We start from the raw sequence: 24,467 nt of genomic DNA, 5'->3' as shown, positions 1-24,467 counted from the left end.
GTCACTGCTGACAGTTCTTCGGCGGCACTGGCGATCTGGGTGACGCCATCGCGAATGCCGCTGATCAGTTCGCGCAGGGTGCTACCCATGCGCTGGATGCCCAGTTGCAGTACGCCGAGTTCGTCGCGGCGAGTCACGCGCAGGTTGTGGGTCAGGTCGCCAGCGGCGATCTTTTCCACGACGCTCAGGGTTTCGCGCAGTGGACGGGTGATCTGGCGGGTGATGATCACGGCCGCCAGTACACCGACCAGCAAGGCCAGCAGTGTTGCGGTGAGCTGCAGGGTGCGGGCCTGGGCGCTTTCGCTGTCGCGGCGTTCGAGCTGGATCATGTACAGCGCGTCGCTGGTCTTGACGATGGTGGCGCCTTGTACGGTCATCTCTTCGCGGGCCACGGCGATAGCCGCGGTGGCATCACGGAACTGGCGCACGGCGTCGCGATACGCCAGCACGGCGCTTTCAAATTGCTTGATGCGTGTCGCTTCGCTCGGCATCTGACGGTTTAGGCTGGCAATTTCAGCCAGTGCACCATCCAGCTGGCGCAGAGCCAACTGTTCGGTTTCGCTGCTGATGTCAGCAATGTAGCTGCGTACAGCCAGACGTACCTGGAACAACTGCTCCTTGGCTTGGGTAACGGTGCGGAACTGCTCCAGACGGCTGGCATCACCTTCGGGCAAGGCAAGAATGTCGGCGTTTATCGCGTCGATCAATTCGATCGCACGCGAGGCTGCCAGGTTCATCGAATCCCGGGCGGCCAGGCTGGTCTTGTAGCCGGCGCGCATCTTGTTGATTGAAACTTGATACTCGCTGATGGTCTGGCCCAGGTCCTGGAGCAACTTGACGTTCTCTGGGCTCTTGAAGCTCTTAAGCAACTTTTGCTGTTGTTCGCTGAAGGCATTGAGTTTGACCTGTACATTGCCCGCGGTGGCATCGTCACCGCCGGTCAGCATGTACTGCAGGCGGGTGATGCGCAGGTTGGTCAGGTCACTGTTGAGCTGGGTAATGTCGCTCATCCAGTTACTGCGGTTGATCAACCCACCCATGCTGTTCCAGCCGGTCAGGGCCAGTAGGCTGGTGAGCAGCAGCACCAGGCCGAAGCCCAGGCCGAGTTTCAGGTTGATGCTGATGTTGGCGAACCAGCTATTCATGCAATCCCTCTAGGAACGTTGTTCTTCATGATCCGTATCGCTGGAAGGTTGTTTTTGTTGATGGCCAGCCGATGTTCTGAGCAGGGTTTATCGGCGGTTTGCGCTGGAGCTGAAACGCTTTTTCAGCAAAATTGATCAGCGGTCGGTAACAGGGCTTTTCCGCAGCCAGCCAGAGGGGGCTGCTGGCCACGGATCAGCCTGGTTGGCGGCTCAGAGCGAGCGTGTGCCGAAGGTGTCGCACTGGTTGATATCGCCCTTGGCAAAACCGGTCTTGAACCAGCGCTGGCGCTGTTGCGAGGTGCCGTGGGTAAAGGAGTCCGGGACCACTCTACCTTGACCCTGCTGCTGCAGGCGGTCGTCACCGATGGCATTGGCGGCGTTCAGCGCTTCGTCGATATCGCCAGGCTCCAGCCAGTTCAGGCGCTTTTGCGCCTGATAGGCCCAGACTCCAGCCAGGCAGTCGGCCTGTAGTTCCTGGCGCACCAATAAGCCGTTGTCACCTTCCATGCGTTCACCGCGCTGACGCGCTGCCTGGACTTTGGCAGAGACGCCAAGCAGGGTCTGCACATGGTGGCCGACTTCGTGGGCAATCACATAGGCCTGGGCGAAGTCGCCGGCGGCGGAAAAGCGTTGTTCCATTTCGCGGAAGAAACTCATGTCCAGGTAGACTTTTTGGTCGGCCGGGCAATAGAACGGGCCGACGGCCGAGGAGGCGAAGCCGCAGGCCGAGTTGATCTGGCCACTGAACAGGATCAGGTTGGGGTCTTTGTACTGGCGGCCGGCCTGGGCAAAGATAGCCTTCCAGGTGTCTTCGGTGTCACCGAGGATCGAGGCAACGAACTCGGCCTGCTCATCATTGGCCGGGGGGGCCTTGCCGGTGCCGGTGGTGACCGGCGCCGTCTGTTGCTGATCCATCTGCCCAGTCAGTTGGCCAAGGATCTGCAATGGGTCCTGGCCGGTGATCCAGCCAATGCCGACGATCAACAGGATCGCACCTATGCTCAGGCCCTTGCCACCGCCGAAGCGCATGCCGCCACCACCCTCGCCACGGGCATCGACCACATTGTCGCTACGCCTGCCTTTTCGCCATTGCATGAGTGCTCTCCCGAGCTTGGAAACACGAGCTCAAAGATTAGTTCACCGGACGTCGCTCTGTCAGATTCCTGCTCCTTTCATAACCATTTGGTTATGTATAGGCAGGTACTTTTCAATGTTCTTCTGTGCCTTCATGCCGGAAACTGCAAGCTCGCCTGCCACGCCCAGGCGCTCCAATAATTCCAAGACAGGAGAACGGCATGTCTGCGCAAGACAACAGTCGCTTCGCTATCCGTGATCGCAACTGGCATCCGAAAGCCTTCACCCCGGATTACAAAACCTCTATCGCCCGTTCGCCGAGTCAGGCGCTGGTGAGCATTCCCCAGTCGATCAGCGAAAGCACCGGTCCCGACTTCTCGCACTTGAAGTTCGGCCAGCATGACCACGACCTACTGCTCAACTTCAACAACGGTGGGCTGCCGATCGGTGAACGCATCGTCCTCGCCGGGCGCGTCTGTGATCAGTACGGCAAGCCCATCCCACATACCTTGGTGGAAATCTGGCAGGCCAACGCTGGTGGCCGTTACCGTCATAAGAATGACCGCTACCTGGCACCGCTGGACCCGAACTTTGGTGGTGTGGGCCGTGCATTGACCGACAGCGAGGGCTATTACAGCTTCCGTACCATCAAGCCTGGTCCTTACCCATGGCGTAACGGCCCCAACGATTGGCGCCCGGCGCACATCCATGTGTCGATCAGTGGTCCGTCGATTGCTACCCGGCTGATCACCCAGCTGTACTTCGAAGGCGACCCGTTGATCCCGATGTGCCCGATCGTCAAGTCGATTGCCAACCCAGATGCCGTGCAGAGCCTGATCGCCCGCCTGGACATGAGCAACGCCAATCCTATGGATTGCCTGGCCTATCGCTTCGACATCGTCCTGCGCGGGCAGCGCAAGACTCACTTCGAAAACTGCTGAGGAGGTTTCCCATGCCTATCGAACTGCTGCCGGAAACGCCTTCACAGACCGCCGGCCCTTATGTACACATCGGCTTGGCCCTGGAGGCTGCCGGTAACCCGACCCGCGACCAGGAAATCTGGAGCCGCATGGCCCAGGCCGATGCGCCGGGCGAACATATTCTGGTGTTTGGTAACGTCTACGACGGCAACGGCCATTTGGTCCGCGACTCGTTTCTGGAGTTCTGGCAGGCCGATCACAACGGTGACTATCAAGACGACTTCAACCTGGAAAAGCCATTCAACAGTTTCGGCCGTACTGCCACCACCTTCGACGCTGGTGAGTGGACGCTGCACACCATTAAACCGGGTGTGGTCAACAATGCTGCTGGTGTACCGATGGCACCGCACATCAACGTCAGCCTGTTTGCCCGTGGCATCAACATCCACCTGCAGACCCGCTTGTACTTCGACGATGAAGCCGCGGCCAATGCCAAGTGCCCGGTGCTCAACCTGATCGAGCAACCCCAGCGTCGTGAGACCTTGGTGGCGACTCGCTGTGAAGTAAATGGCAAACTGGCCTACCGCTTTGATATCCGTATTCAGGGTGAAGGTGAGACGGTGTTTTTCGATTTCTGAGGTTGAACCCATCGCTGGCAACGCCAGCTCCCACAGTGATGGCCTCAACGTTGTGGGAACCGGTCTTGTCGGCGAACGGCCACGTTGTGGCCCCAAGGCTATGCCTTCATTCGTACTCCGTTACCCCGGCAATATGCCGCCCCGCGATATACCCAAAGGTCGCCGCCGGCCCCAGATTGATCCCACCTGCCGGGTAATGTCCACCCATGATGCTGGCCATATCGGTACCCGCCGCATACAAGCCGACAATGGGTTGGCGCTGGCTGTCCAGAACCTGGGCGTGTTCATTGGTCTTGAGCCCGGCGAAGGTGCCAAAGCAACCCGGCTCGACCTTCACCGCATAGAACGGTCCTTGCTCAATCGGCGCTACGCAGGGATTCGGCCAGTGCAAGGCATCGCCTTGTTTTCGGTTGTACAGGGTGGAGCCGCGACCGAATTGCGGGTCTTCACCGTTATGAGCATGGCGGTTGTATTCGGCAACCGTGGCGCTCAAGCCTTGAGGATCAATCCCGCAGACCCGCGCCAGGGCTTCGATACTATTGGCGGTTTTCAGGTAGCCGGAATTGATGAGCGGTTGCACCGGTAGCGGAAACGGCCGTGAGATACCCAGGCCATAACGGCGTTGGAAGGCATGGCTGCAGATCAGCCAGGATTCGACCTTTTCGCCTGGTGCTTGGGCAACCATGGCGCTGACATAATCGTAGTAACCGTCGGCTTCATTGACGAAGCGCTTGCCATCCGCCAGCACGCCAATGATGCCGGGCTTGCCGCGTTCGATGATGTGCGGGAAATGGCCGGTGCTGCCATCGCTGTGGGGCACCCGCGATACCGGTGCCCAGGCCACGGGGCTGTGCAGGTCATCGGCGACCTGGCCACCGACGCTTTCACCCAAACGCAAGCCGTCACCGTTGGCGCCCAGCGGCGGCAGGGCCAGGTGCTCGTGGCCAGTGGGCGTGCGCGGGAACAGCGCTTTGCGCCGTTCGATGTCATTAGCAAAACCACCGGCCGCCAGGACCACAGCCTTGCGGGCATGAATGTTGATCGGGCCGCGCGCGGTCTCGATCAATGCACCGCTGACGCGACCTTGCTCCTGGAGCAGGTGCTTGGCGGGTGCTGATTCCCACAGCAGTACACCGAGGTTTTGCGCCGACTTGGCCAGCCGTGCCACGAGGGCTACGCCGTTGACCAGTTGCATGGCCCGGCCATACCTGGCCAGATCGAGCAGGTGACGGCTGAACCGCCTGCTTACATGCAGCAGCGAGCGCCATGACCGGGTCAAGGTCAGGAAGGCCCCCAGGTCCTTGCCAGCCATGATAGGCATGCCCATGAACGAGGTTTCGCGCATAGTCTTACGCAGGCGCTTGAGCAGTTTGCCGGCCTTGCGCCCGTCATAAGGTGCGGCGATGACCGAGCGTCCACCAGTGCCGGCACCGGGAGTATTGCCATGGATGTCGGCAATGCCATTGCCGTCGGCAAACTGCAGAGCAGTGTGGCGCTCGAAGAACGACACCATGTTCGGCGCCGCTTCAAGGAATGCGTCGATCATCTGCGCGTCGAAACGCTCGCCCAGTTCATGCTCCAGGTAGGTGCGTGGTTGCGAACGATCTTCGATTATTCCCGCGCGCTGGGCCAATGGGTTGCACGGTACCCACATCCAGCCACCGGACCAAGCGGTGGCACCGCCGAATACCGGGTCCTTTTCTACCACGATGACTTTCTGACCATGCCAGGCAGCTGTCACCGCTGCGGCTAGCCCGGCGGCACCGGAACCGATGACCAGTACATCGCAGTCCACGCGTTCGGAGGGGGAGGTGTCGACAGGCATGGGCAGTATCTCCTCGAAGAACCAACAGGTTTTGTTATATTCTGGAACTTGATTCCACATTCTATGTTTTCACGTAACCCCGGGCCAAGCCGTAACAGCACAAAGTGGGCGAAGATCGGACAGTGATTTGCGCTTTCACCGGGGCTCTTTAGAATCGGCACAAATTTCAGGGACCATGACCATGGCCGGCAGTCAGATCGAACGCGCATTCAGCCTCCTCGAACGCCTTACCAGCGAACCGCGCGGGCTGCCCCTGCAGTCCCTGGCCGAAGAGCTGGAAATACCCAAAAGCGCCACACACCGCATGCTCGCCGAGCTGATGCGTCTGGGTTATGTACGCCAGAATCCGGAGAGCAGCCGCTACCACCTGAGCACTCGCCTGGTGGCCATGGGTTTCCGTTACCTGGCCAGCAGCGGTGCCGATGTCGTCCAACCGATCCTCGACCAGTTAGCCCAGCAGACCGGTGAGCTGGTGCGCCTAGGGGTGATCGAAGGCGACCGTCAGACCTGGATCGCTAAGGCGCAGGGCGCCCGCTCGGGCCTGCGTTACGACCCCGACATGGGCCGCGATGCTCCCCTGTTTTACACCGCCTCCGGGCATGCCTGGCTTTCCAGCTTGAGCGATGCCCAGGCGTTGTTGCTGGTCGAGCGCCAGGGTATCGCCAAGCGTGAGGACTTCGGCCCCAATGCGCCGGCGTCCAATGCCCAGTTGCTGGAGCGTCTGCGAATTGCCCGTGAACATGGCTATGCCTGGGTAGTGGAAAGCTCGGCAGTCGGTACCTCGGCGCTGGCAGCAGTGGTGCGTCATCCGCTGGACGGGCACGCGGTGGGGGTGCTCAGCGTTGCCGGGCCCAGTGCACGGATGAGCGAGGCACGCATGCATGAGCTGGCGCCAGTGCTGCTGGCGGCGGCGGCTGAGCTGTCGGCGGCCAGCCCGGCGTCGGAGCTGTTCGTCTAGAACCATCTTAGGTTCCAGCTTTCACAAAAAAGCAGCCAAGACAGGCTGTTTTTTTGCTTGCATTGAAATTGGAACTGGGTTCTAAATATTTCAAGACCCACTTCCGAGATAACAATAATGAGCCAACGTGTGATGTCCCTCGCTGCCCTGACAGTACTTGAGCTGTCGCCGGTGGAGATGATCGAAGTCGCCGCCCGGGCAGGTTATAGCCACGTCGGACTGCGCCTGGAACCGGCGACGCCAGAGGAACATCACTTCCCGCTGGTCGCGGATGCCGGACTACGTCGCCAGACTGCCGCGCGTTTGCGCGACACCGGCATCCAGGTACTGGATGTGGAGATCCTGCGGCTCAAGCCTGAAACCTGTGTGGCCGACTTTGAGCCCCTACTGGCCGTGGGCGCCGAGTTCGGTGCCAGTGAACTGCTGGTGGCCGGCAACGATGCCGATGAACAACGCCTGACGGAAAACTTCGCGGCCCTCTGCGATCTGGCAGGCCAGTACAGTTTGCATCCGCATCTGGAGTTCATGCCCTGGACCGATGCAAAGAACCTCACGCAGGCGTTACGTATTGTCGAGCAAGCCGGGCGTGGCAACGGCTGCGTGCTGGTCGATGCCTTCCATTTCGACCGCTCGGCATCGTCTCTGGAGGACCTTGGCAAGGTTGCTCGGTCGCGTCTGCGTTATGCTCAGCTGTGCGATGTCGCCGGTCCCCGCCCTGACGACATGGCCGATATCTTGCGGCAAGCCCGTAATGAGCGGCGTTTCCCTGGTGACGGTGATTGCGATTTGGTAGGGCTGCTACGCAGTTTGCCGTCGTCGATTCCCTTAAGCCTGGAGATTCCTACCCGGCAATTGTATGAACAGGGTGTTAGCGCCTTGCAGCGGGCACAGATGGCCCTGGACAAGACCCAACAGCTGCTCTTGCAGCATTAACCTACGAGCCGATCTCATGCCCCGTCCCACCGCACTCAACGATGCCAGCCAGCCACTGCGGGGCATTTTGCTGGTGGTGCTGGCGACGTTCCTGTTTGCCAGCCATGACGCTCTGTCCAAATACCTGGCCGGCTTTTATCCGATTCTTTGGGTCGTGTGGGCGCGCTATTTGGTGCACACCCTGTTGATGATGGCGATCTTCCTGCCGCAGTCCGGATTACGCGTATTGCGCACTCGTCGGCCAGGACTGCAGGCGTTGCGCGCACTCTGTCTGCTGGGAACCAGCCTGCTGTTCACCACGGCCTTGCAATATATTCCGCTGGCCGAGGCGACGGCGGTCAACTTCCTTGCGCCGTTGCTGGTGACGGCGCTGTCGTTGCCGCTGCTGGGGGAGAAAGTGACCCGTGGTCAGTGGGTGGCGGTATTGGTCAGTTTTGTTGGGGTGACGGTGATCATCCATCCTGGCGGTGCGTTGTTCACTCCAGCCGTGCTGCTGCCATTCGGTTCCGCGCTGTGTTTTTGTTTCTACCAGTTGCTTACCCGTAAGCTCAGCGGTATCGACAGCCCGACCACCAGTAACTTCTTCACCGGTGTACTCAACACCCTGGTGATGAGTGCCGTCGTACCGATGTTCTGGCAGATCCCAAGCTTGGTGCATGGCCTGATGGCCGTAGCGCTGGGTACCTGTGGGATGACCGCACACCTGTTCCTGACCCAGGCTTTCCGCCATGCGCCACCGGCCATGCTGGCGCCGTTCAGTTACTGTCAGATCGTGTTTGCCGGGATACTTGGCTTGGTGCTGTTCGGACACAGCCCGGACATGGCCGGGCTGGTCGGTATTGCCTTGATCTGCCTGAGCGGTCTGGGTGCCGCCTGGTTGCAGCGGCGTCGTTAGGCTTCGACTTTCGGCACCTTGCGTGGAGCCATCAAGTACATCCAGATCAGGGCGATGAAATACATGGCCGGGATCATGGTGAACAGCAAGGTGTAGTTGTTGTTAGTCGTAGTGAGGATGTAGCCGACCAACTGGGTCATGAACATCCCGCCGATGGCGGCGCACATGCCGCCAAAACCGAACACCGTGCTCATCATGTGCTTGGGGGTGTAGTCCATCACAAGGCTCCAGATGTTGGCGGTCCAGGCCTGGTGCGCGGCGATCGCCAGGGAAATGGCCAGCACGGCGATCCATAAACTGCTGGCGCCTGCGGCAAAGATCACGCTGATGATGGTCAATGCAAACAGCAGCATCGACAGCAGGCGAGCCTTGACCGGCGCCATGCCACGGCCGATCAGAAACGACGAAAGTATGCCGCCGCCGACGCTGCCGAAGTCAGCACTGAGGTAGATGACGATCAGCGGGATGCCCATTTGAGTCACGCTGATACCCAGGCTGTATTGCTGATTGAGAAACGGTGGCAGCCAGTACAGGTAGAACCAGAACACCGGCGCGGTCATCGAATAGGCCAAGGCGAAGGCCCAGGTGCCGCGCATGCGCAGGATACGTGAGAAGGGCACGCGGGCCTGCTCTGGCTCCTTCTCGCTCTGCACATAGGCCAGTTCTGCTTTGCTGACCGTGGGATGGTCTTCCGGATTGAAATACTTCAGGCCCCAGAAGACGACCCACACCAGGCCCAGAAAGCCCATGCCCATGAACGCGGCCTGCCAACCCCAGACGGTGAGGATCAGTGGCAACAGCATGGGGGTAAACATAGCTCCGACGTTGGTGCCGGCATTGAAGATGCCGGTAGCGACTGCGCGTTCGCCTGCCGGGAACCACAGCCGAGTAGTCTTGACGCAGGCAGGGTAGTTGGCCGCTTCGGTCAGGCCGAGGATGAATCGGCAGACCATGAAGCCAACGGCTGAAGTCGCCAGACCATGGGCGCCGGTGGCCAGACTCCAGAGCAGCACCGCGCAGAAGAACACGCGCTTGACGCCGATACGGTCGATCAACCGGCCCTGGAGGACGAAGCCGATGGCATAGCCGACCTGAAACCAGAAGTTGATGTTGGCGTAATCCATCGCCGTCCAGCTCATTTCCTTGGCCAGGATCGGCTGCATGACGCCTAGTGCGGCGCGGTCGATGTAGTTCAAGGTGGTGGCGAAGAACACCAGGGCAAGCATGACCCAACGGGTCTTGCCGACAGCCATGGCGCCACGGATCTTGTCGCCAATGCCAGCGTGCGGAGTACTGGCCAGCGGCTGGGCAATGCGGGTGCTGTGCGAATGGATCATGGGAGGGTTACCCGTATTTTTATGTTTATGGGTCAAGCCTTGGGTGACGCAACGCTAAGGACGCCGGGGTGCTTGGCGGTCGATTGAATCGGCAGGGGTCGAGGAGCTTTTGACTCGACGAGCAACACTGCCCCGTGTCGAAATGGTGCGCCTGTGGTCAAAAAAGGGTCAATTCGTTGAACGCTATTATGGGCGATAATCGAACACAAAACTAACCAGTTAGTACCTTTTTAATTGAGCAAAAAGTGTTCACCGCCAATAATCGCAGCATCCGGGTTTTGCCTGCCCATCGGAGCCATAAAAATGCAGCGTTCGATTGCCACTGTGTCCTTGAGCGGTACCTTGCCTGAAAAACTCGAAGCCATTGCTGCGGCGGGCTTCGATGGGGTCGAGATCTTTGAGAATGACCTTCTTTACTACGCCGGCAGCCCGCGAGAAATTCGCCAACGCTGCGCCGACCTAGGGCTGGCAATCACACTGTTTCAGCCGTTCCGCGACTTCGAAGGCTGCCGTCGTGATCGCCTGGCGCGCAACCTCGATCGTGCCGAGCGCAAGTTCGACTTGATGCAGGAGCTGGGCACCGATCTGGTGCTGGTGTGCAGTAACGTCGCAGTTGACTCGCTGGGTGAGCGCCAGGTGCTGGTCGACGATCTGCGCTTGCTGGCCGAGCGCGCTGGGGCGCGCGATTTGCGCATCGGTTACGAGGCGTTGGCCTGGGGGCGGCATGTCAACACCTGGGAACAGGTCTGGGATATCGTCCAGGCGGCAGATCATCCAAATCTTGGGATGATCCTCGATAGTTTTCATACCTTGTCACTTAAAGGCGATCCGCGCGCTATCGCTCAAGTTCCAGGCGACAAGATCTTCTTCGTGCAGATGGCTGATGCGCCGCTGCTGGCCATGGATGTGCTGGAATGGAGCCGGCACTTTCGCTGCTTCCCAGGGCAGGGTGAATTCGACCTCGCAGGCTTTTTAGCGCCGATTCTGGCCAGCGGTTACCGCGGGCCGTTATCACTGGAAATTTTCAACGATGGTTTCCGCGCCGCGCCACCACGAGCCAACGCCGCCGATGGCTTGCGTTCGCTGCTGTACCTTGAGGAGAAAACCCGTCAACGGCTGGAGCAGCAAGGTCAGGTATTGGATGACGCGTTGTTCGCTCCTCCGGCGGCCAGTGCCTACGACGGCATCGAGTTTCTTGAGTTCGCCGTGGACGATGCTCTCGGGGCCAAGTTGGGAAATTGGCTGGAGCGCCTGGGCTTCAACCGTGCAGGCGCGCACCGTTCGAAGAATGTCAGCTTGTTGCGCCAGGGTGATATCAACCTGATTCTCAATGCTGAACCCTATTCCTTTGCCCACAACTTTTTTGAAAGCCATGGTCCGTCCTTGTGTGCCACGGCCATTCGGGTCAAGGATAGCGCCCAGGCCCTGGCTCGCGCCGTGGCATTCCATGGCCAGCCCTACCGTGGTCTGGTCGGGCCCAACGAGCGTGAATTGGCAGCGGTGCGTGCGCCGGATGGCAGCCTGATCTATCTGGTTGATCAGGACGCTGAAGGCCGGACCATTTACGACACCGATTTCAGCGTAGTGCAAACCTCGGGTAACAGCCTGGGCCTCAAACGCATTGATCATATGGCCTTGGCCTTGCCGGCCGATGGTCTGGACAGTTGGGCGCTGTTTTACAAAAGCCTGCTGGACTTCACTGCCGATGACGAGGTGGTGTTGCCAGACCCCTATGGGTTGGTAAAGAGCCGCGCCCTGCGTAGCCGTTGCAGCTCGATTCGCCTGCCGTTGAACATTTCGGAAAACCGCAACACAGCCATCGCCCATGCGCTGTCGCATTATCGTGGCTCAGGCGTGCATCACATCGCCTTCGAGTGCGACGACATCTTTGCGGCGGTCAAGCAGGCCAAAGAGTCTGGGGTGGCCCTGCTCGACATTCCGCTTAACTATTACGACGACCTGGCCGCACGCTTTGATTTTAACGACGAGTTCCTTAGCGAACTGGCCTACTACAACGTGCTTTATGACCGTGATGCTCAAGGTGGCGAGCTGTTTCATGTGTACACCGAGCCATTCGAGGAGCGCTTTTTCTTCGAGGTCTTGCAGCGGCGTAACGGTTACAGCGGTTATGGTGCAGCCAACGTTGCGGTACGTCTGGCGGCCATGGCCAAGGCGCGTGCAGGTGCTCCGGCGCAGGCCCGTTTGTAGCCGCGGGGCAGGCAGGCTTTCTTCCTTATCCCCCGGGGCTCATAATCACCGGGTTAACCGTTGGCCACGAGTCCCGTATGACAACTACTCCAGCACTCTGCGCTGCCCCTGAAACGGTGCGCAAGGGTCGCAAGAACAACCCGGAAAAGACCCGCGAGAACATTCTTCAGGCGGCAATCAGCGAGTTCGTCCAGCAGGGGCTTGCAGGTGCCCGGGTGGATGCCATCGCCGAGCGCACCCAGACCTCCAAGCGCATGATCTACTACTACTTCAACAGCAAGGAGCAGTTGTACGTCGAGGTATTGGAGAAACTCTACGGTGATATCCGCAATACCGAGAGCAGCCTGCACCTGGCTGAGCTTGAACCGCGCCAGGGCATTCGGCGGTTGGTGGAATTTACCTTTGACCACCATGACCGTAACGTCGACTTCGTGCGTATCGTTTGCAACGAGAACATGCACCACGGCGAGTACGTAAAGCGCTCCTCGGCCATTCGCTCAATGAATAAGACTGTGCTTACCGCGCTGGATGAGATTCTGCGTCGCGGGGCGGCTGAAGGCGTGTTCCGTCAGGGGCTAGAAGCGCTGGATGTGCACTTGTTGATCAGTTCGTTCTGCTTCTATCGGGTGTCGAATCGCAACACCTTTGGCGAGATCTTTCAGGTCGATTTCGAGGATGCGGCGCTCAAGGCGCGGCACCGCGAGATGATTTGCGAGTCGGTGTTGAAGTTCTTGCAGGCCTGATCATGGTGTCGTCGCCGCTGCCGTCAGGCTGCGGCGGCGACACACGTCAGTTAGAGGCTGTTCAGCCGCCCATATGATTGAAGTGCGCAAGCATCCGTACTGCATCTGGTTTTAGGCCGCTGAACAATTCGAACGCCTTCACCGCCTGAAATACGGCCATGTTTGAACCATCCAGCGTGCGGCAGCCCAGGGCCCGGGCTTCACGCAACAGTTCGGTTTCCAGCGGGAAATAGACAATTTCTGCCACCCACAGATCGGCTCTGAGCAATGCCTTGGGCACCGGCATGCCCGGCAGTTTGGCCATGCCCATGGGCGTGGTGTTGACCAGCCCGTCAGCTTCACCCAGAGCGCAGGCCAAATCATGGCCGACACGCGCCAGGGCACCACTGAAATGTGCATTGAGGTTATCCACCAGCGCCTGCGCCCGCGCCACTTCGACATCGAATACAGTCAACTGACCAACCCCTTCCGCAAGCATCGCATGGGCCACAGCCGCGCCAGCACCACCGGCCCCCATCTGTACGACCCGACGCCGCGGTGCTTCGACCAGACCACGGCGAAAGCCTTCGGCGAAACCCAGGCAGTCAGTGTTATGTCCGATGCGCTTGCCGTCCTTGAGCACCACGGTATTGACTGCGCCAATGCCGCGGGCTTCAGGAGACAACTCATCAAGCAGCGGCAGGATCGCCTGTTTACACGGGAAGGTGATATTCAGGCCGGTGAAACCCATGGACTCTGCGGCGGTGAGTAATTGTTCCAAAGCGCTGCTATCGAGCTTCAGTTGATCCAGATCGATCAGCCGGTACAGATAATTCAAACCCTGGGCGTGGCCTTCGTGCTCATGCAATGCCGGGGTACGCGAGGCCTGGATGCCTGCGCCGATCAGCCCGGCGAGAATGCCGGAAGAGGGGGCCGGATTCATGGGGAAACTCCATTGTTGTTCTTGGAAATAGGTTTCCATTGAAAATGTACCGTTTGGTTAACTTGGTCAATCGGCGAACACCCCCTTGGCGGCTTTTCTGTGCGCTGATCGCACAGCCTGTGCTACACCTGTTGCTTGCACTTGACCACGGAAGGAGAGATGGCAATGCCCCTGAACGACCCACAGTTGCTAGGTGAGACTTGGCCAGGCTTGGCGAATCTGACCCAGTCGATATTTTCCGGTCTTGGTGGCCAGGGTTTTCGCAACAGTTTTCGGTTTGATCGCTCACCAGCGACCTGTCTGCTGTTGATCGACGGGTTGGGCTGGAACCTATTGCAGGCTTACGCCAGGCACGCGCCATTTCTCGCCTCGTTGATGCAGGATGATGCACATTTTCGTGTGGGCTTCCCGGCCACCACTGCCACCAGTCTGGCCTCGGTTACATCAGGCTTAGGCAGTGGCGCCCATGGCATTGTCGGCTGCAGTTTTGCACTGGACCCACACACCGAGTTGTCGCCGTTGGTGTGGACCACCGCCGCATTGCAAAGTGAGACAGAACCCGGTGCTGCACCGGCGCCAGAATCTTTCATCGTGCCAGACGATGCCTGGAGCCTGGCCAGTAAGCAAGGCATAGCCATCAGTACGGTCATGCTTGGACGGTTTGCCAATTCAGCCTTCAGCAAGGCTATCTACAAGGCGGGGCAGATCCTTCCGGCACCGGCCTACGAGGCATATCCCGAACTGATCAAAGCGGCGTTGGACAGGCCCGAGGCGGCCTTCTGCTTTGCTTATTTCGGCGACCTGGACTTTGCCGGCCATCTGTTCGGCCCAGGTTCAGAAGGCTGGATCAAACAATTGGAAATTGCCGATCAGTTGGCCCGTGCCATTGCTCAGGTGCTGCCTGAAAGGGTCCAACTGATGGTGATTGCCGACCATGGCATGGTGGCGCTAGACAGCGAGCAGGTGCGTGATTTCGACCTCGATCCAGTTCTGCAGGAGGGAGTGCGGGCGATTGCCGGTGATATTCGTGCACGTTACCTGTACATCCACGAGCACCAGCAAGACCGTGTACACGAGCGTTGGCAGAACCGCTTAGGGGATGCTTACAACGTCTGGAGCAAGTCTCAGGCAATTGCCGCAGGACTGTTTGGTGATGTGCTATTGAGCCAGGCCGAAGCACGAATTGGCGACCTGATCGTGGTGCCCACCGGCGCTGGCGGGCTTATTCGGAGTGCGGTGGAAAAACACCCCAGCCAATGGCGTGGTCATCATGGTGCATTGACCGATGACGACCAGAAGGTGCCGTTGTTAGTGTGTTCGGGGCTGGGCTGAAGGCGCCTGACACGGGACAAGCCCGTGTCGTGAAGGACATTCAGAACTTCAGCTTTTGGCCGGTACCAGATCGTATTTGTCGCTCTGGTATTGGAACAACAGGCAATCAGCTTCGGCAGTGCAACCGCTTTCATGCACTCGATTAGCCGGTAGCTTGTAGTACGAGCCGGCCGGGAACTCGGTGCGCACTTTATCAATGACCGCATAGAACGTGCCTTTCAAGACCACGGTCGGCAAGCTTTTGCTGTGGGTGTGCAGGCCGTTGTCGGTGCCCGCCTTGAAGGTAACAAAGGCCGAGTAGTCACCGTTGCCGAAGATGTCCTCGTCGGTGTTGGCGTAAGTCACTGCGCCATTGGTGTTAGGCACTACCTGCCACTTTAGATCGGCGTAGGGCAGTGAGATCAAGGCTTCGGGTTTGCTTTCAGCGTGAGCGGCAGCAGAAAGGGTGATGGCGACCAGGGTCAGACTGGCCAGGGTCGTTTTCAAAGCATTCATGGGAAGCACCTTCGTTGAGTGGAGTACACGAAGGTTAACTGGGAGGTCTGTGCAGAAATACGGCAGGAATTGCCCATGGCTTGTGCTTTTTTTGCACTAATGGCCCCAGCGCGGCCGCTGATAGTAGGCTTGAACATAGTCCAATAGCGCGCGAACCTTCGGTGCTAGGTAGCGGCTGTGAGGGTAGAGCGCATACAGCGTACGTGACGGTTGCTGACAGTCTGGGAGTAACTGCACCAGACGCCCATCTTTCACGGCATCATCGACGATAAAACGATCAAAGCTGGCGATGCCCAGCCCGCCGATGGCAGCGGCTCGTAAGGCCATCGGTGAGTTGGCGCTGACACGGCTGGGCATCACCATCTCACGTTGACTGCCCGATGGCTCGGTAAGTTGCAGGCGCTGTGGCTGCGCTAGGCGGTTGTAGCTCAGCAGCGGATGCTCACCCAGATTATCGGCGTTGATGGGGTTAGGTAACCGCCTGAGGTAGGACGGGGCGGCGACCAGAATGACTTCGCTGGGTGCCAGCTTTCGTGCAACCAAACTCGAATCTGGCAGATGATCAGTAACCCGCAGGCACAGATCGATGTTCTCTTCGAGCATGTCAACGAATCGGTCTGTGCAACACAGCTCGATGCGTATTTGCGCATAGCGTTCAACGAAGCCCGGTAGCCAGTGCCCCAGTTCCAGCTCGCCAAAGGCACTGGAGACGCTCAGGCGTAAGGTACCGGAAGGTTGCTGCTGGTGCTCGGAGAGCTCCAGGGTCATGGCATCCATCTGGTCAAGAATTTGTACGCAGTGGCGGTAGAACATCGTGCCTGCCTCAGTCAACTGCAGGCGCCGGGTAGTACGGTGGAGGAGTTGGCTGCCTAGTTGGCGTTCGAGATTCTTGACCTGACGTGACAACACGGTATGGGATTGGCCAGTCAGGACGGCTGCAGCGCTGAAACTGCCGTGGTCAACCACACGGCGAAAGGTCTGCATGGCGCTGAATTGGTCCATCGGGGACGATGCTCCTTGAGATTTTCAGCCCGTCACAGGCGCTTGGGGCGACGCCTGTGACGTTCAGTTCAACGCCGAACCAGTAACACGCCACTTTCCATATGGTGGGTATACGGAAACTGGTCGAATAATGCGCAGCGCTCGATACGATGCGTATCGTGCAACTGGGCGATGTTCGCCGCCAGCGTTTCCGGGTTGCAAGAGATGTACAGGATGTTGTCGAAACGCCGGGTCAGCTCGCAGGTGTCCGGATCCATGCCTGCACGCGGTGGGTCGACGAAGACGCTGCCAAACTGGTAGCTCTTCAGGTCAATCCCTTCCAGTCGGCGGAACGGGCGCACTTCATTCAGTGCTTCGGTCAACTCTTCGGCGGACAGCCGCACCAGGCGCACGTTATCCACAGCGTTGTCATCGAGGTTATGCAGGGCAGCGTTGACCGATGTCTTGCTGATCTCGGTGGCCAGCACCTTGCGTACCCGAGTAGCCAACGGCAGAGTGAAATTGCCGTTACCGCAGTAGAGCTCCAGCAGGTCGTCCTGACGCTCTCCCAGAGCCTCATAGGCCCAGTTGAGCATCTTTTGGTTCACTGCACCGTTAGGCTGAGTAAAGGCGCCTTCTGGTTGGCGGTAGCGGAAGGTACGTCCGGCAATCTGCAGTTCTTCCACTGCATAGTCGCGGCCGATCACCACACGCTTGCCTTTGGAGCGACCGATGATGCTCACGTCCAGGTCTTTGGCCAACTGCTGCGCAGCGGCTTCCCAATGCTCGTCCAGTGGACGGTGGTAGCACAGGGTGATCATCGCATCGCCCGCCAAGGTGGTCAGGAACTCGACCTGGAACAACTTGAAGCTCAGCGCTGAGCTGGCTTGCCAGGCGGCCTTGAGTTGCGGCATCAGTTGATTGATGCGCAGGCTTGCGATGGGAAAGTCTTCGATCAGAATCGGCGTGTGTTTCTCGCCCGGGGCGAACATTGCGTAGAAGCGCTGTTCGTTCTCACGCCACAGCCGGAACTCGGCACGCAGGCGGTAGTGCTCACGTGGCGAGTCGAACAGCGCAGGATCCGGGGCATCGAAAGGCGCCAACAGCTCACGCAGGCGTGCAGCCTTGGCGTCGAGCTGTTGGGTGTAGGTCGAAGGGTCGAAGACAGCACTCATGCGTTGTACCAACCCAACTTGATGACGAACAGGATCGACAGGATCACCAGCGCCGGGTTCAGGTCACCGCGGCGGCCGGAGATCAGTTTGATCGCGGTCCAGGAAATGAAACCGAAAGCGATGCCGTTGGCGATCGAGTAGGTCAGCGGCATCGCCAGGGCAGTGATCACTACCGGGGCGGCTTCGGTGACGTCGTCCCAGTTTATTTCAGCCAGGCCCGAGGCCATCAACACGGCGACGAACAGCAGCGCTGGCGCAGTGGCGAAGGCTGGCACGCTACCGGCCAGCGGCGCAAAGAACAGCGCCAGCAGGAACAGGATGGCAACCACGATTGCGGTCAGGCCAGTGCGCCCACCAGCACTCACGCCTGCTGCCGATTCGATGTAGCTGGTGGTGGTCGAGGTGCCCAGCAGGGAACCGGCCATCGCAGCGGTACTGTCGGCGATCAGGGCGCGGCCCATCTTCGGCATATGGCCGTCCTTGCGCATCAGGCCGGCACGTTTGGCCACGCCGATGAGGGTGCCGGAGTTGTCGAACAGGTCAACGAACAGGAAGGCGAAGATCACGCTGATCAGACCGACATCCAGGGCACCCTTGATGTCCAGCTGCAGGAAGGTTGGGGCCAGCGACGGTGGCATCGAGACCACGCCGGCGAATGGAGTAAAGCCCAGGCCGATCGAGGCGACGGTCACCACCAGGATGCCGATCAGGACCGCACCACGTACTTTCAGCGCTTCCAGGGCAACAATCAGGAAGAAGCCCAGGGTGGCGAGGATCGGTGCGGGTTGCTTGAGGTCGCCCAGGCCCACCAGGGTCGCTTGGTTATCCACAACGATACCGGCATTGTGCAGGGCAATCAGCGCCAGGAACAGGCCGATACCGGCAGCGATGGCCGAGCGCAGTGGCAACGGAATGCTGTTGACGATCCATTCACGGATGCGAAAGATCGACAGCAGGAAGAACAACACGGCCGAAATGAATACCGCGCCCAGAGCCACCTGCCAGGTGTGGCCCATATGCAGGACCACGGTGTAGGTGAAGAAGGCGTTGAGGCCCATGCCGGGTGCCAGGGCAATCGGGTAGTTGGCGATCAGGCCCATGGTCGTCGAGCCGATGGCCGCTGCCAAGCAGGTGGCGACGAACAGCGCGCCCTTGTCCATGCCGGTTTCGCCGAGAATGCTCGGGTTGACGAACAGGATATAGGCCATGGCCAGGAAGGTGGTCACGCCCGCGAGTATTTCGGTGCGGACATTGGTGTTGTGTGCCTTTAGTTGAAACAGCCTTTCCAGCATGCCTGCTCCCCGTGGCGCGCCCCGGCGCCGTGAATGTATCGACCCCCTCAGCAAAGCACAGACCGTACCAGACGGCTTGTGGAATTTGATTGGGTCGGAAAAAAGCCGCGCATCATACCAGCATGCTCGGCGAGCGGTAATTAATGTCGCGATACACTGCAGATATCGACAGATTCCGTGTCGATGCCTTCATTGATCCCTATGCGAGACCTAGCAGTGCAGTTGACTGACTACCGCGACCTGAGCCAGACGCAGCGCGACCAGCTGATAGACATCGAGGTGCACCCCGAGCAACGGCGTTTTGCCGGGGACATTTCCAGTGCGCTGTATATCTTGCTGAGTGTCGACAGTGATGACATGCGTGGTGTGGTGGTGTTGCTGGACAGCGTACCGCAGGCGTTCCTGCTGCTTCAGCGCGGCGCGTTTCTGTCGGCCTGGGCCGAGGCTGATGCAGCCATGCTGAGCGCTTTGCAGGTTGATCGACGACAACAAGGGCAAGGGCTGGGGCGATTTTGCATGACCGCCTTGCCGAGCCTGGTGCGCACTGTGTGGCCAGATGTAGGGCGTCTTCAGTTGTCAGTGGATCTGGACAACCATGCGGCCCTTGCTTTTTACCAGGCCACAGGCTGGACCTACACGGGTGATGGATACCGCGCCCGCAGGGGCTTCGAGCGTCAGATGACCCTGCTGCTGTGAGCGACTACGCTCTAAGGCATATCCCGGCGGAGAGCAGTTCATGACCCATAGAGCCCTGATCGTAGTCGCCGAAGGCGTGGATGCCCTGCAGAGCGCGATTCTGATCGACGTGCTGCGACGCGCTGAAATAGAGGTAGTCGTTGCCAGTATCGAGGGCCGCCGTATGCTGACCTGTGCCCGCGGCATGCGCTTGACCGCCGACGGTATGTTGGTCGACATACTGGCCCAGCCATTCGACCTGATTGTGTTGCCGGGTGGTGAACAGGCCGCCAAGCACATGGCTGCCCATCAGCCGCTGGCGCAACGGCTCGCAGAGCAGGCCAAGAGAGGCGGTTTTTTTGCTGCCATTGCCGAGTCTCCCGCGCTGGCGTTGCAGGCCTTTGGCGTACTGCGCCAGCGGCGCATGACCTGTCACCCGGACGTCAGCCAGTTGCTATCCGGATGCAGTTTTGTTGATCAGCCGGTGGTGGTGGATGGCAATTGCATCACCGCGCAAAGCTCGGGAGCGGCGTTGGAGTTCGCCTTGATGCTGGTAGAGCAGGTGGCGGGCCGGACGGTGCGTAACCGGGTGGCAGGGCAGTTGAGGGTCTGACCGTGAAAAGGTCAGTCCCGCAGCCGACTGTGCATATGATCGCGTCCCGCCAAGCTCGGAAACAGCTTGATCCACACCCCGGTCACCACCAGCGTCCCCACCCCGCCCAGCACCACCGCCGGTACCGTACCAAACCAATGGGCGGTCACCCCTGACTCGAACTCACCCAGCTGGTTGGAGGCGCCGATGAATAACCCATTCACGGCGCTGACCCGGCCGCGCATCTCATCCGGGGTTTCCAGCTGCACGAAAGCGCCGCGAATTACCATACTGATCATGTCGGCTGCTCCCAGCACCGCCAGCACCGCCAGCGAGAACCAGAACGATGTCGACAAGCCAAAGGCAATCGTCGCTACGCCAAAGATGGCCACTGCGGTGAACATCACCCGTCCCACCTTGCGCTCCACCGGGAAGCGCGCCAGCCATAGCGACATCAACAACGCCCCCACCGCTGGCGCCGAACGCAACAATCCCAGGCCCCAAGGGCCGGTAAGCAAGATGTCTTTGGCAAACACTGGCAACAGTGCCGTGGCGCCGCCCAGCAGTACCGCGAACAAGTCCAGGGAAATGGCGCCGAGGATGTCCGGGCGGCTGCGGATAAAGCGGATTCCGGCCAGTAGCGACTCCAGGCTGGCGCGCCCCTGTTGCGGGCGCTGGGGACGTACGCTAAGGCTCAGGGTCAACAGGCAGGCGATCACGTACAACAACACGGTCGGTGCGTAGACCCAGATACTGCCGAACGCATAAAGAAATCCGCCAACCGCCGGCGCAACAATGGTTGCCGCTTGCATGGCCGAGGCTGAGGCCGCCACTGCACGGGGGAACAGCGCGGCGGGCACCACGTTAGGCAGCAGCGCTTGGGTCGCGGGCATTTCGAAGGAGCGAGTGCTGCCCAATAGGAAGGCGAGGATGAAGATCAATTCGCGGCTGACATTGCTGGTGCTGCTGGCGATTACCAAGGCCAGGGCGATCAGGGCCTGAGCACTCTGGCACAGGGCGGCGACGCGGCGCCGATCATAGCGGTCGGCGACGTGCCCAGTGTGCAGCATGAACAGCACCCGCGGGGCGAACTCCACAAGACCGACCAAGCCAAGATCGAGGACGTTGCCGGTCAACTGATACAGGTGCCAGCCGATGGCCACGGTGAGCATCTGGAAGCCGCTGGCGGTGCAGACACGCGCCAGCCAGAACGCAAGGAAAGGGCGGTGGTGGCGCAACAGCAGCGGCGGATGTTCTGACATCGGCGAAACAGAGCCTCAGCGAGGGAAGCGGGACAGCAGGTTACCACCAGTTTGTAACTGCAGGTTACAAAGAGCGTGAGCATTGCCCTGTCGGTGCACTGTTTTGGGGCACATAAAACAGTGCACAACTGCTCTGCGGCAATGAACCACACAACTGCACAGGCCTTTCAGGACTATCCTTTCAGGCAGCCGTTGATCTGGATCAATAGTTTCATTTGCAACGGTGGGCCAGACGGCCGAATTCCCTGCGTTGTGAAGTTTTTAGAACAATTCCAACTAGCCACACTCAACTACCGTGGGGGCAGTTGGCGCCAAGGCCCATCGCCTGACGCCGGAATACCTGACAGAGGAAGCACTATGTTCGGATTAGAGGCTCTAGATCTCGCCCGAATTCAGTTCGCGTTTACCGTGTCCTTTCACATCCTGTTCCCGGCCATCACCATTGGTCTGGCGAGTTACCTGGCGGTGCTCGAAGGCTTGTGGCTAAAAACCAACAACAGTGTCTACCGTGACCTTTACCATTTCTGGTCGAAGATCTTTGCCGTCAACTTCGGCATGGGTGTGGTATCCGGGTTGGTCATGGCCTATCAATTCGGCACCAACTGGAGCAAATTCTCCGATTTTGCCGGCTCCATCACCGGGCCGCTACTGACCTATGAAGTGCTCACAGCCTTCTTCCTTGAGGCGGGCTTTCTCGGCGTCATGCTGTTTGGCTGGAACCGTGTCGGTCGTGGCCTGCACTTCTTCGCCACAGTCATGGTGGCCATCGGTACGATCATTTCGACCTTCTGGATTCTGGCCTCCAACAGTTGGATGCAGACCCCGCAAGGCTACGAGATCGTCAACGGCGTGGTGATTCCGGTGGACTGGTTCGCGGTAATCTTCAACCCGTCGTTCCCGTACCGACTGGCGCACATGGCCACTGCCGCATTTGTGGCCACCGCGTTCTTCGTCGGCGCCTCGGCTGCCTGGCACCTGCTGCGTGGCCGGGATAACCCGGCAATCCGCAAGATGCTCTCGATGGCGATGTGGATGGCCCTGATCGTCGCGCCAATCCAGGCGGTGATTGGTGACTTCCATGGCTTGAACACGCTCAAGCACCAGCCGGTGAAAATTGCCGCGATCGAAGGCCACTGGGAAAACGTGCCAGGTGAGGCGACGCCGTTAATCCTCTTCGGCATTCCCGACATGGAAGCCGAAACCACTCGTTACAAGCTGGAAATTCCAGCGCTGGGCAGCCTCATCCTGACCCACAGCCTGGACAAGCAAGTCCCGGCAATGAAGGAATTCCCGAAGGAAGACCGGCCAAATTCCACCGTGGTGTTCTGGTCGTTCCGGGTCATGGTGGGCCTGGGGATGCTGATGATCTTGGTGGGTCTGTGGAGCCTATGGCTGCGCAAGGGTGACAAGCTCTACAGCTCGCGGCCGTTCCTTTACCTGACCCTGTGGATGGGGCCGTCCGGCCTGATCGCGATTCTCGCAGGTTGGTTCACCACTGAGATCGGTCGCCAGCCTTGGGTGGTCTACGGCCTTATGCGCACTGCCGACGGGGTTTCGAATCACAGCTACACCCAGCTGGGCGTGACCCTGGTGATGTTCGTGGTGGTCTATTTCGCTCTGTTCGGTGCGGGCCTGGGCTACATGATGCGCCTGGTACGCAAGGGGCCAAAAACGGGTGAAGGTGATGAAACCAACCCTGGTGGTCCTGGCCAGAAACGCACGCCAGCGCGGCCGCTGTCGGCTGCTGATGACGATCATGATGATGGCGAGCACGCCAGCCTGAGCAAGGGGAACTGAATCATGGGTATTGATCTTCCACTGATCTGGGCCGTGATCATCATTTTCGGCATCATGATGTACGTGGTCATGGACGGCTTCGACCTGGGGATTGGCATTCTCTTCCCCTTCGTCAAGGCTGAGCAGGACCGTGACGTGATGATGAACACCGTCGCACCGGTCTGGGACGGCAACGAAACCTGGTTGGTACTTGGTGGCGCTGCACTGTTCGGTGCTTTCCCGCTGGCCTATGCGGTAGTGCTGTCTGCGTTATACCTGCCGTTGATGCTGATGCTGATTGGGCTGATCTTCCGCGGCGTGGCCTTCGAGTTTCGCTTCAAGGCCAAGGCCGACAAGCGTCATCTTTGGGACAAGGCGTTCATCGGTGGCTCACTGGCTGCCACCTTCTTCCAGGGTGTGGCGCTGGGCGCCTTTATCGAAGGCTTCAAGGTAGTCGACCGCAGCTATGCCGGTGGCTCCCTGGACTGGCTGACACCGTTTAGCTTGTTCTGCGGCCTGGGCTTGATCGTTGCCTACGCCTTGCTTGGCTGCACCTGGCTGATCATGAAAACCGAAGGCAAGTTGCAACTGCAAATGCATGACTTGGCCCGTCCGTTGGCCTTGGTGTTGCTGGCGGTTACCGGCATTGTCAGCATCTGGACGCCGTTGGCGCATCCCGACATCGCCACGCGTTGGTTTAGCCTGCCGAATCTGTTCTGGTTCCTGCCCGTGCCGATTCTTGTGCTGGTGACGCTTTACGGATTACTGCGGGCCGTTGCACGCAATGCACACTACACGCCGTTCCTGTTGACGCTGGTGCTGATCTTCCTCGGCTACAGCGGCCTGGGTATCAGTCTGTGGCCAAACATCATCCCGCCATCGATCTCGATCTGGGATGCGGCGGCGCCACCACAGAGCCAGGGTTTTATGCTGGTGGGGACGTTGTTTATCATCCCGTTCATTCTTGGTTACACCTTCTGGAGTTATTACGTGTTCCGCGGCAAGGTGACCCACGAAGATGGCTACCACTAGGAGGGCTTGGACATGACTGGCAAACCAACCTTCGATGAAGAGAAAAAACCGCTCTGGAAACGGCTGGGCTGGCTGGTGGTGATCTGGGCCGGGAGCGTGGTGGCCCTGGGGATTGTTGCCTGGCTGATGCGCATGTTTATGGCTGCAGCCGGTCTGAGCACCCACTAAAAAGTATTTCCCATCCCGCCTTGCGCGGATTTACAGCCCTTCGCAGCTTCGGTTGCGAAGGGTTTTTTTTGGAGAGGATTTTACGGTTT

General features: G+C 59.4%; 22 protein-coding genes and 1 pseudogene. 13 read left to right on the top strand and 10 right to left on the bottom strand.

The annotated features are described in order from the left end of the window. Positions 1–80 precede the first annotated feature (80 nt). Positions 81–1,010, bottom strand: a pseudogene (locus tag CX511_RS25730) (methyl-accepting chemotaxis protein); the annotation flags it as partial. 345 nt (positions 1,011–1,355) lie between these two features. Further along, positions 1,356–2,240, bottom strand: coding sequence for a KPN_02809 family neutral zinc metallopeptidase (ypfJ, locus tag CX511_RS22800; protein WP_045187888.1), 885 nt, complete (start codon positions 2,238–2,240; stop codon positions 1,356–1,358). Positions 2,241–2,440: 200 nt separating this feature from the next. On the opposite strand from ypfJ, the gene pcaH reads away from it, so the two are divergent. Together pcaH and pcaG are read left to right on the top strand one after the other, a co-directional pair. Next, on the top strand, positions 2,441–3,160 hold the full coding sequence (pcaH, locus tag CX511_RS22795; RefSeq protein WP_045187890.1) for a protocatechuate 3,4-dioxygenase subunit beta: 720 nt from the start codon (positions 2,441–2,443) through the stop codon (positions 3,158–3,160). An 11-nt stretch (positions 3,161–3,171) separates the two neighbouring features. Continuing rightward, positions 3,172–3,777 (top strand): protocatechuate 3,4-dioxygenase subunit alpha, encoded by a 606-nt coding sequence (pcaG, locus tag CX511_RS22790; protein WP_045187892.1) that lies wholly within the window; start codon positions 3,172–3,174, stop codon positions 3,775–3,777. A 106-nt stretch (positions 3,778–3,883) separates the two neighbouring features. Here the strand turns inward: pcaG and CX511_RS22785 are convergent, their stop codons facing one another. Then, complete coding sequence (locus CX511_RS22785; RefSeq protein WP_101292811.1) at positions 3,884–5,602, bottom strand: FAD-dependent oxidoreductase; 1,719 nt, start codon at positions 5,600–5,602, stop codon at positions 3,884–3,886. 181 nt (positions 5,603–5,783) lie between these two features. Between CX511_RS22785 and CX511_RS22780 the strand changes: the two genes are divergently transcribed. The 3 genes from CX511_RS22780 to CX511_RS22770 all read left to right on the top strand — a co-directional run bounded on the left by CX511_RS22780 (position 5,784) and on the right by CX511_RS22770 (position 8,388). Beyond that, positions 5,784–6,560 (top strand): IclR family transcriptional regulator, encoded by a 777-nt coding sequence (locus CX511_RS22780; protein ID WP_101292809.1) that lies wholly within the window; start codon positions 5,784–5,786, stop codon positions 6,558–6,560. 117 nt (positions 6,561–6,677) lie between these two features. Next, positions 6,678–7,493, top strand: coding sequence for a sugar phosphate isomerase/epimerase family protein (locus CX511_RS22775; protein WP_101292807.1), 816 nt, complete (start codon positions 6,678–6,680; stop codon positions 7,491–7,493). Positions 7,494–7,509: 16 nt separating this feature from the next. Continuing rightward, positions 7,510–8,388: a DMT family transporter gene (locus CX511_RS22770; RefSeq protein ID WP_045187900.1), complete on the top strand. Its 879-nt coding sequence runs from the start codon at positions 7,510–7,512 to the stop codon at positions 8,386–8,388. On the opposite strand, the gene CX511_RS22765 is transcribed toward CX511_RS22770, so the two are convergent. After that, a complete protein-coding gene (locus CX511_RS22765; protein WP_045187902.1) occupies positions 8,385–9,725 on the bottom strand; it encodes an MFS transporter in 1,341 nt (446 codons plus the stop codon). The genes CX511_RS22770 and CX511_RS22765 overlap by 4 nt on opposite strands. A gap of 303 nt (positions 9,726–10,028) precedes the next feature. Here CX511_RS22765 and quiC point away from each other — a divergent pair, with 303 nt between their 5' ends. Both quiC and CX511_RS22755 read left to right on the top strand, forming a co-directional pair. Further along, positions 10,029–11,933: a 3-dehydroshikimate dehydratase QuiC gene (gene quiC, locus CX511_RS22760; protein ID WP_045187904.1), complete on the top strand. Its 1,905-nt coding sequence runs from the start codon at positions 10,029–10,031 to the stop codon at positions 11,931–11,933. A 77-nt stretch (positions 11,934–12,010) separates the two neighbouring features. After that, positions 12,011–12,676, top strand: a complete 666-nt coding sequence (locus tag CX511_RS22755) for a TetR/AcrR family transcriptional regulator (RefSeq protein WP_045187906.1) — start codon at positions 12,011–12,013, stop codon at positions 12,674–12,676. A 61-nt stretch (positions 12,677–12,737) separates the two neighbouring features. Here the strand turns inward: CX511_RS22755 and CX511_RS22750 are convergent, their stop codons facing one another. Next, on the bottom strand, positions 12,738–13,598 hold the full coding sequence (locus CX511_RS22750; protein WP_045187908.1) for a shikimate dehydrogenase: 861 nt from the start codon (positions 13,596–13,598) through the stop codon (positions 12,738–12,740). A 165-nt stretch (positions 13,599–13,763) separates the two neighbouring features. On the opposite strand from CX511_RS22750, the gene CX511_RS22745 reads away from it, so the two are divergent. Continuing rightward, complete coding sequence (locus CX511_RS22745) at positions 13,764–14,930, top strand: alkaline phosphatase family protein (protein WP_231353350.1); 1,167 nt, start codon at positions 13,764–13,766, stop codon at positions 14,928–14,930. A 48-nt stretch (positions 14,931–14,978) separates the two neighbouring features. On the opposite strand, the gene CX511_RS22740 is transcribed toward CX511_RS22745, so the two are convergent. The 4 genes from CX511_RS22740 to CX511_RS22725 form a co-directional block, all read right to left on the bottom strand. Then, positions 14,979–15,425: a cupin domain-containing protein gene (locus CX511_RS22740; RefSeq protein ID WP_101292803.1), complete on the bottom strand. Its 447-nt coding sequence runs from the start codon at positions 15,423–15,425 to the stop codon at positions 14,979–14,981. 96 nt (positions 15,426–15,521) lie between these two features. Continuing rightward, positions 15,522–16,427 (bottom strand): LysR family transcriptional regulator, encoded by a 906-nt coding sequence (locus CX511_RS22735; RefSeq protein WP_101292801.1) that lies wholly within the window; start codon positions 16,425–16,427, stop codon positions 15,522–15,524. A 68-nt stretch (positions 16,428–16,495) separates the two neighbouring features. After that, complete coding sequence (trmA, locus tag CX511_RS22730) at positions 16,496–17,581, bottom strand: tRNA (uridine(54)-C5)-methyltransferase TrmA (RefSeq protein WP_045187917.1); 1,086 nt, start codon at positions 17,579–17,581, stop codon at positions 16,496–16,498. After that, positions 17,578–18,873, bottom strand: coding sequence for an NCS2 family permease (locus CX511_RS22725; protein ID WP_045187919.1), 1,296 nt, complete (start codon positions 18,871–18,873; stop codon positions 17,578–17,580). Before CX511_RS22725 ends, trmA begins: the two co-directional genes overlap by 4 nt. A 216-nt stretch (positions 18,874–19,089) precedes the next feature. On the opposite strand from CX511_RS22725, the gene CX511_RS22720 reads away from it, so the two are divergent. Continuing rightward, the gene (locus tag CX511_RS22720) at positions 19,090–19,569 is read left to right on the top strand and encodes a GNAT family N-acetyltransferase (RefSeq protein ID WP_101292829.1); all 480 of its coding nucleotides are present in this window, start codon (positions 19,090–19,092) and stop codon (positions 19,567–19,569) included. A 40-nt stretch (positions 19,570–19,609) separates the two neighbouring features. Continuing rightward, the gene (locus CX511_RS22715; protein WP_045187923.1) at positions 19,610–20,161 is read left to right on the top strand and encodes a DJ-1 family glyoxalase III; all 552 of its coding nucleotides are present in this window, start codon (positions 19,610–19,612) and stop codon (positions 20,159–20,161) included. Positions 20,162–20,172: 11 nt separating this feature from the next. Here CX511_RS22715 and CX511_RS22710 read toward each other — a convergent pair whose 3' ends face one another. Continuing rightward, positions 20,173–21,402 carry an MFS transporter gene (locus CX511_RS22710; protein ID WP_045187925.1) on the bottom strand — a complete coding sequence of 410 codons (1,230 nt, stop codon included), beginning with the start codon at positions 21,400–21,402 and terminating at the stop codon, positions 20,173–20,175. Between the two features lie 357 nt (positions 21,403–21,759). On the opposite strand from CX511_RS22710, the gene CX511_RS22705 reads away from it, so the two are divergent. The 3 genes from CX511_RS22705 to CX511_RS22695 are packed head-to-tail and all read left to right on the top strand — an operon-like array spanning position 21,760 to position 24,378. Continuing rightward, positions 21,760–23,199 carry a cytochrome ubiquinol oxidase subunit I gene (locus CX511_RS22705; protein ID WP_101292799.1) on the top strand — a complete coding sequence of 480 codons (1,440 nt, stop codon included), beginning with the start codon at positions 21,760–21,762 and terminating at the stop codon, positions 23,197–23,199. 3 nt (positions 23,200–23,202) lie between these two features. Further along, the gene (gene cydB, locus CX511_RS22700) at positions 23,203–24,210 is read left to right on the top strand and encodes a cytochrome d ubiquinol oxidase subunit II (protein ID WP_045187929.1); all 1,008 of its coding nucleotides are present in this window, start codon (positions 23,203–23,205) and stop codon (positions 24,208–24,210) included. Positions 24,211–24,222: 12 nt separating this feature from the next. Further along, positions 24,223–24,378 (top strand): DUF2474 domain-containing protein, encoded by a 156-nt coding sequence (locus tag CX511_RS22695; protein WP_045187930.1) that lies wholly within the window; start codon positions 24,223–24,225, stop codon positions 24,376–24,378. Positions 24,379–24,467: the final 89 nt, after the last annotated feature.

This window comes from Pseudomonas sp. S06B 330 (genome assembly GCF_002845275.2).
Taxonomy (GTDB): Bacteria; Pseudomonadota; Gammaproteobacteria; order Pseudomonadales; family Pseudomonadaceae; genus Aquipseudomonas.
This window is presented reverse-complemented; position numbering and strand designations above follow the sequence as displayed.

Bases quoted from the DNA above. Each gene is read 5' to 3' on its own strand.
- CX511_RS22740 (WP_101292803.1), bottom strand. From the start codon at position 15,425: ATGAATGCTTTGAAAACGACCCTGGCCAGTCTGACCCTGGTCGCCATC.
- CX511_RS22715 (WP_045187923.1), top strand. From the start codon at position 19,610: ATGACCCATAGAGCCCTGATCGTAGTCGCCGAAGGCGTGGATGCCCTG.
- CX511_RS22780 (WP_101292809.1), top strand. From the start codon at position 5,784: ATGGCCGGCAGTCAGATCGAACGCGCATTCAGCCTCCTCGAACGCCTT.
- CX511_RS22785 (WP_101292811.1), bottom strand. From the start codon at position 5,602: ATGCCTGTCGACACCTCCCCCTCCGAACGCGTGGACTGCGATGTACTG.
- quiC (WP_045187904.1), top strand. From the start codon at position 10,029: ATGCAGCGTTCGATTGCCACTGTGTCCTTGAGCGGTACCTTGCCTGAA.
- pcaG (WP_045187892.1), top strand. From the start codon at position 3,172: ATGCCTATCGAACTGCTGCCGGAAACGCCTTCACAGACCGCCGGCCCT.
- CX511_RS22705 (WP_101292799.1), top strand. From the start codon at position 21,760: ATGTTCGGATTAGAGGCTCTAGATCTCGCCCGAATTCAGTTCGCGTTT.
- CX511_RS22765 (WP_045187902.1), bottom strand. From the start codon at position 9,725: ATGATCCATTCGCACAGCACCCGCATTGCCCAGCCGCTGGCCAGTACT.
- CX511_RS22710 (WP_045187925.1), bottom strand. From the start codon at position 21,402: ATGTCAGAACATCCGCCGCTGCTGTTGCGCCACCACCGCCCTTTCCTT.
- CX511_RS22775 (WP_101292807.1), top strand. From the start codon at position 6,678: ATGAGCCAACGTGTGATGTCCCTCGCTGCCCTGACAGTACTTGAGCTG.
- CX511_RS22745 (WP_231353350.1), top strand. From the start codon at position 13,764: ATGCCCCTGAACGACCCACAGTTGCTAGGTGAGACTTGGCCAGGCTTG.
- trmA (WP_045187917.1), bottom strand. From the start codon at position 17,581: ATGAGTGCTGTCTTCGACCCTTCGACCTACACCCAACAGCTCGACGCC.
- cydB (WP_045187929.1), top strand. From the start codon at position 23,203: ATGGGTATTGATCTTCCACTGATCTGGGCCGTGATCATCATTTTCGGC.
- CX511_RS22770 (WP_045187900.1), top strand. From the start codon at position 7,510: ATGCCCCGTCCCACCGCACTCAACGATGCCAGCCAGCCACTGCGGGGC.
- CX511_RS22725 (WP_045187919.1), bottom strand. From the start codon at position 18,873: ATGCTGGAAAGGCTGTTTCAACTAAAGGCACACAACACCAATGTCCGC.
- CX511_RS22755 (WP_045187906.1), top strand. From the start codon at position 12,011: ATGACAACTACTCCAGCACTCTGCGCTGCCCCTGAAACGGTGCGCAAG.
- CX511_RS22695 (WP_045187930.1), top strand. From the start codon at position 24,223: ATGACTGGCAAACCAACCTTCGATGAAGAGAAAAAACCGCTCTGGAAA.
- CX511_RS22750 (WP_045187908.1), bottom strand. From the start codon at position 13,598: ATGAATCCGGCCCCCTCTTCCGGCATTCTCGCCGGGCTGATCGGCGCA.
- pcaH (WP_045187890.1), top strand. From the start codon at position 2,441: ATGTCTGCGCAAGACAACAGTCGCTTCGCTATCCGTGATCGCAACTGG.
- ypfJ (WP_045187888.1), bottom strand. From the start codon at position 2,240: ATGCAATGGCGAAAAGGCAGGCGTAGCGACAATGTGGTCGATGCCCGT.
- CX511_RS22735 (WP_101292801.1), bottom strand. From the start codon at position 16,427: ATGGACCAATTCAGCGCCATGCAGACCTTTCGCCGTGTGGTTGACCAC.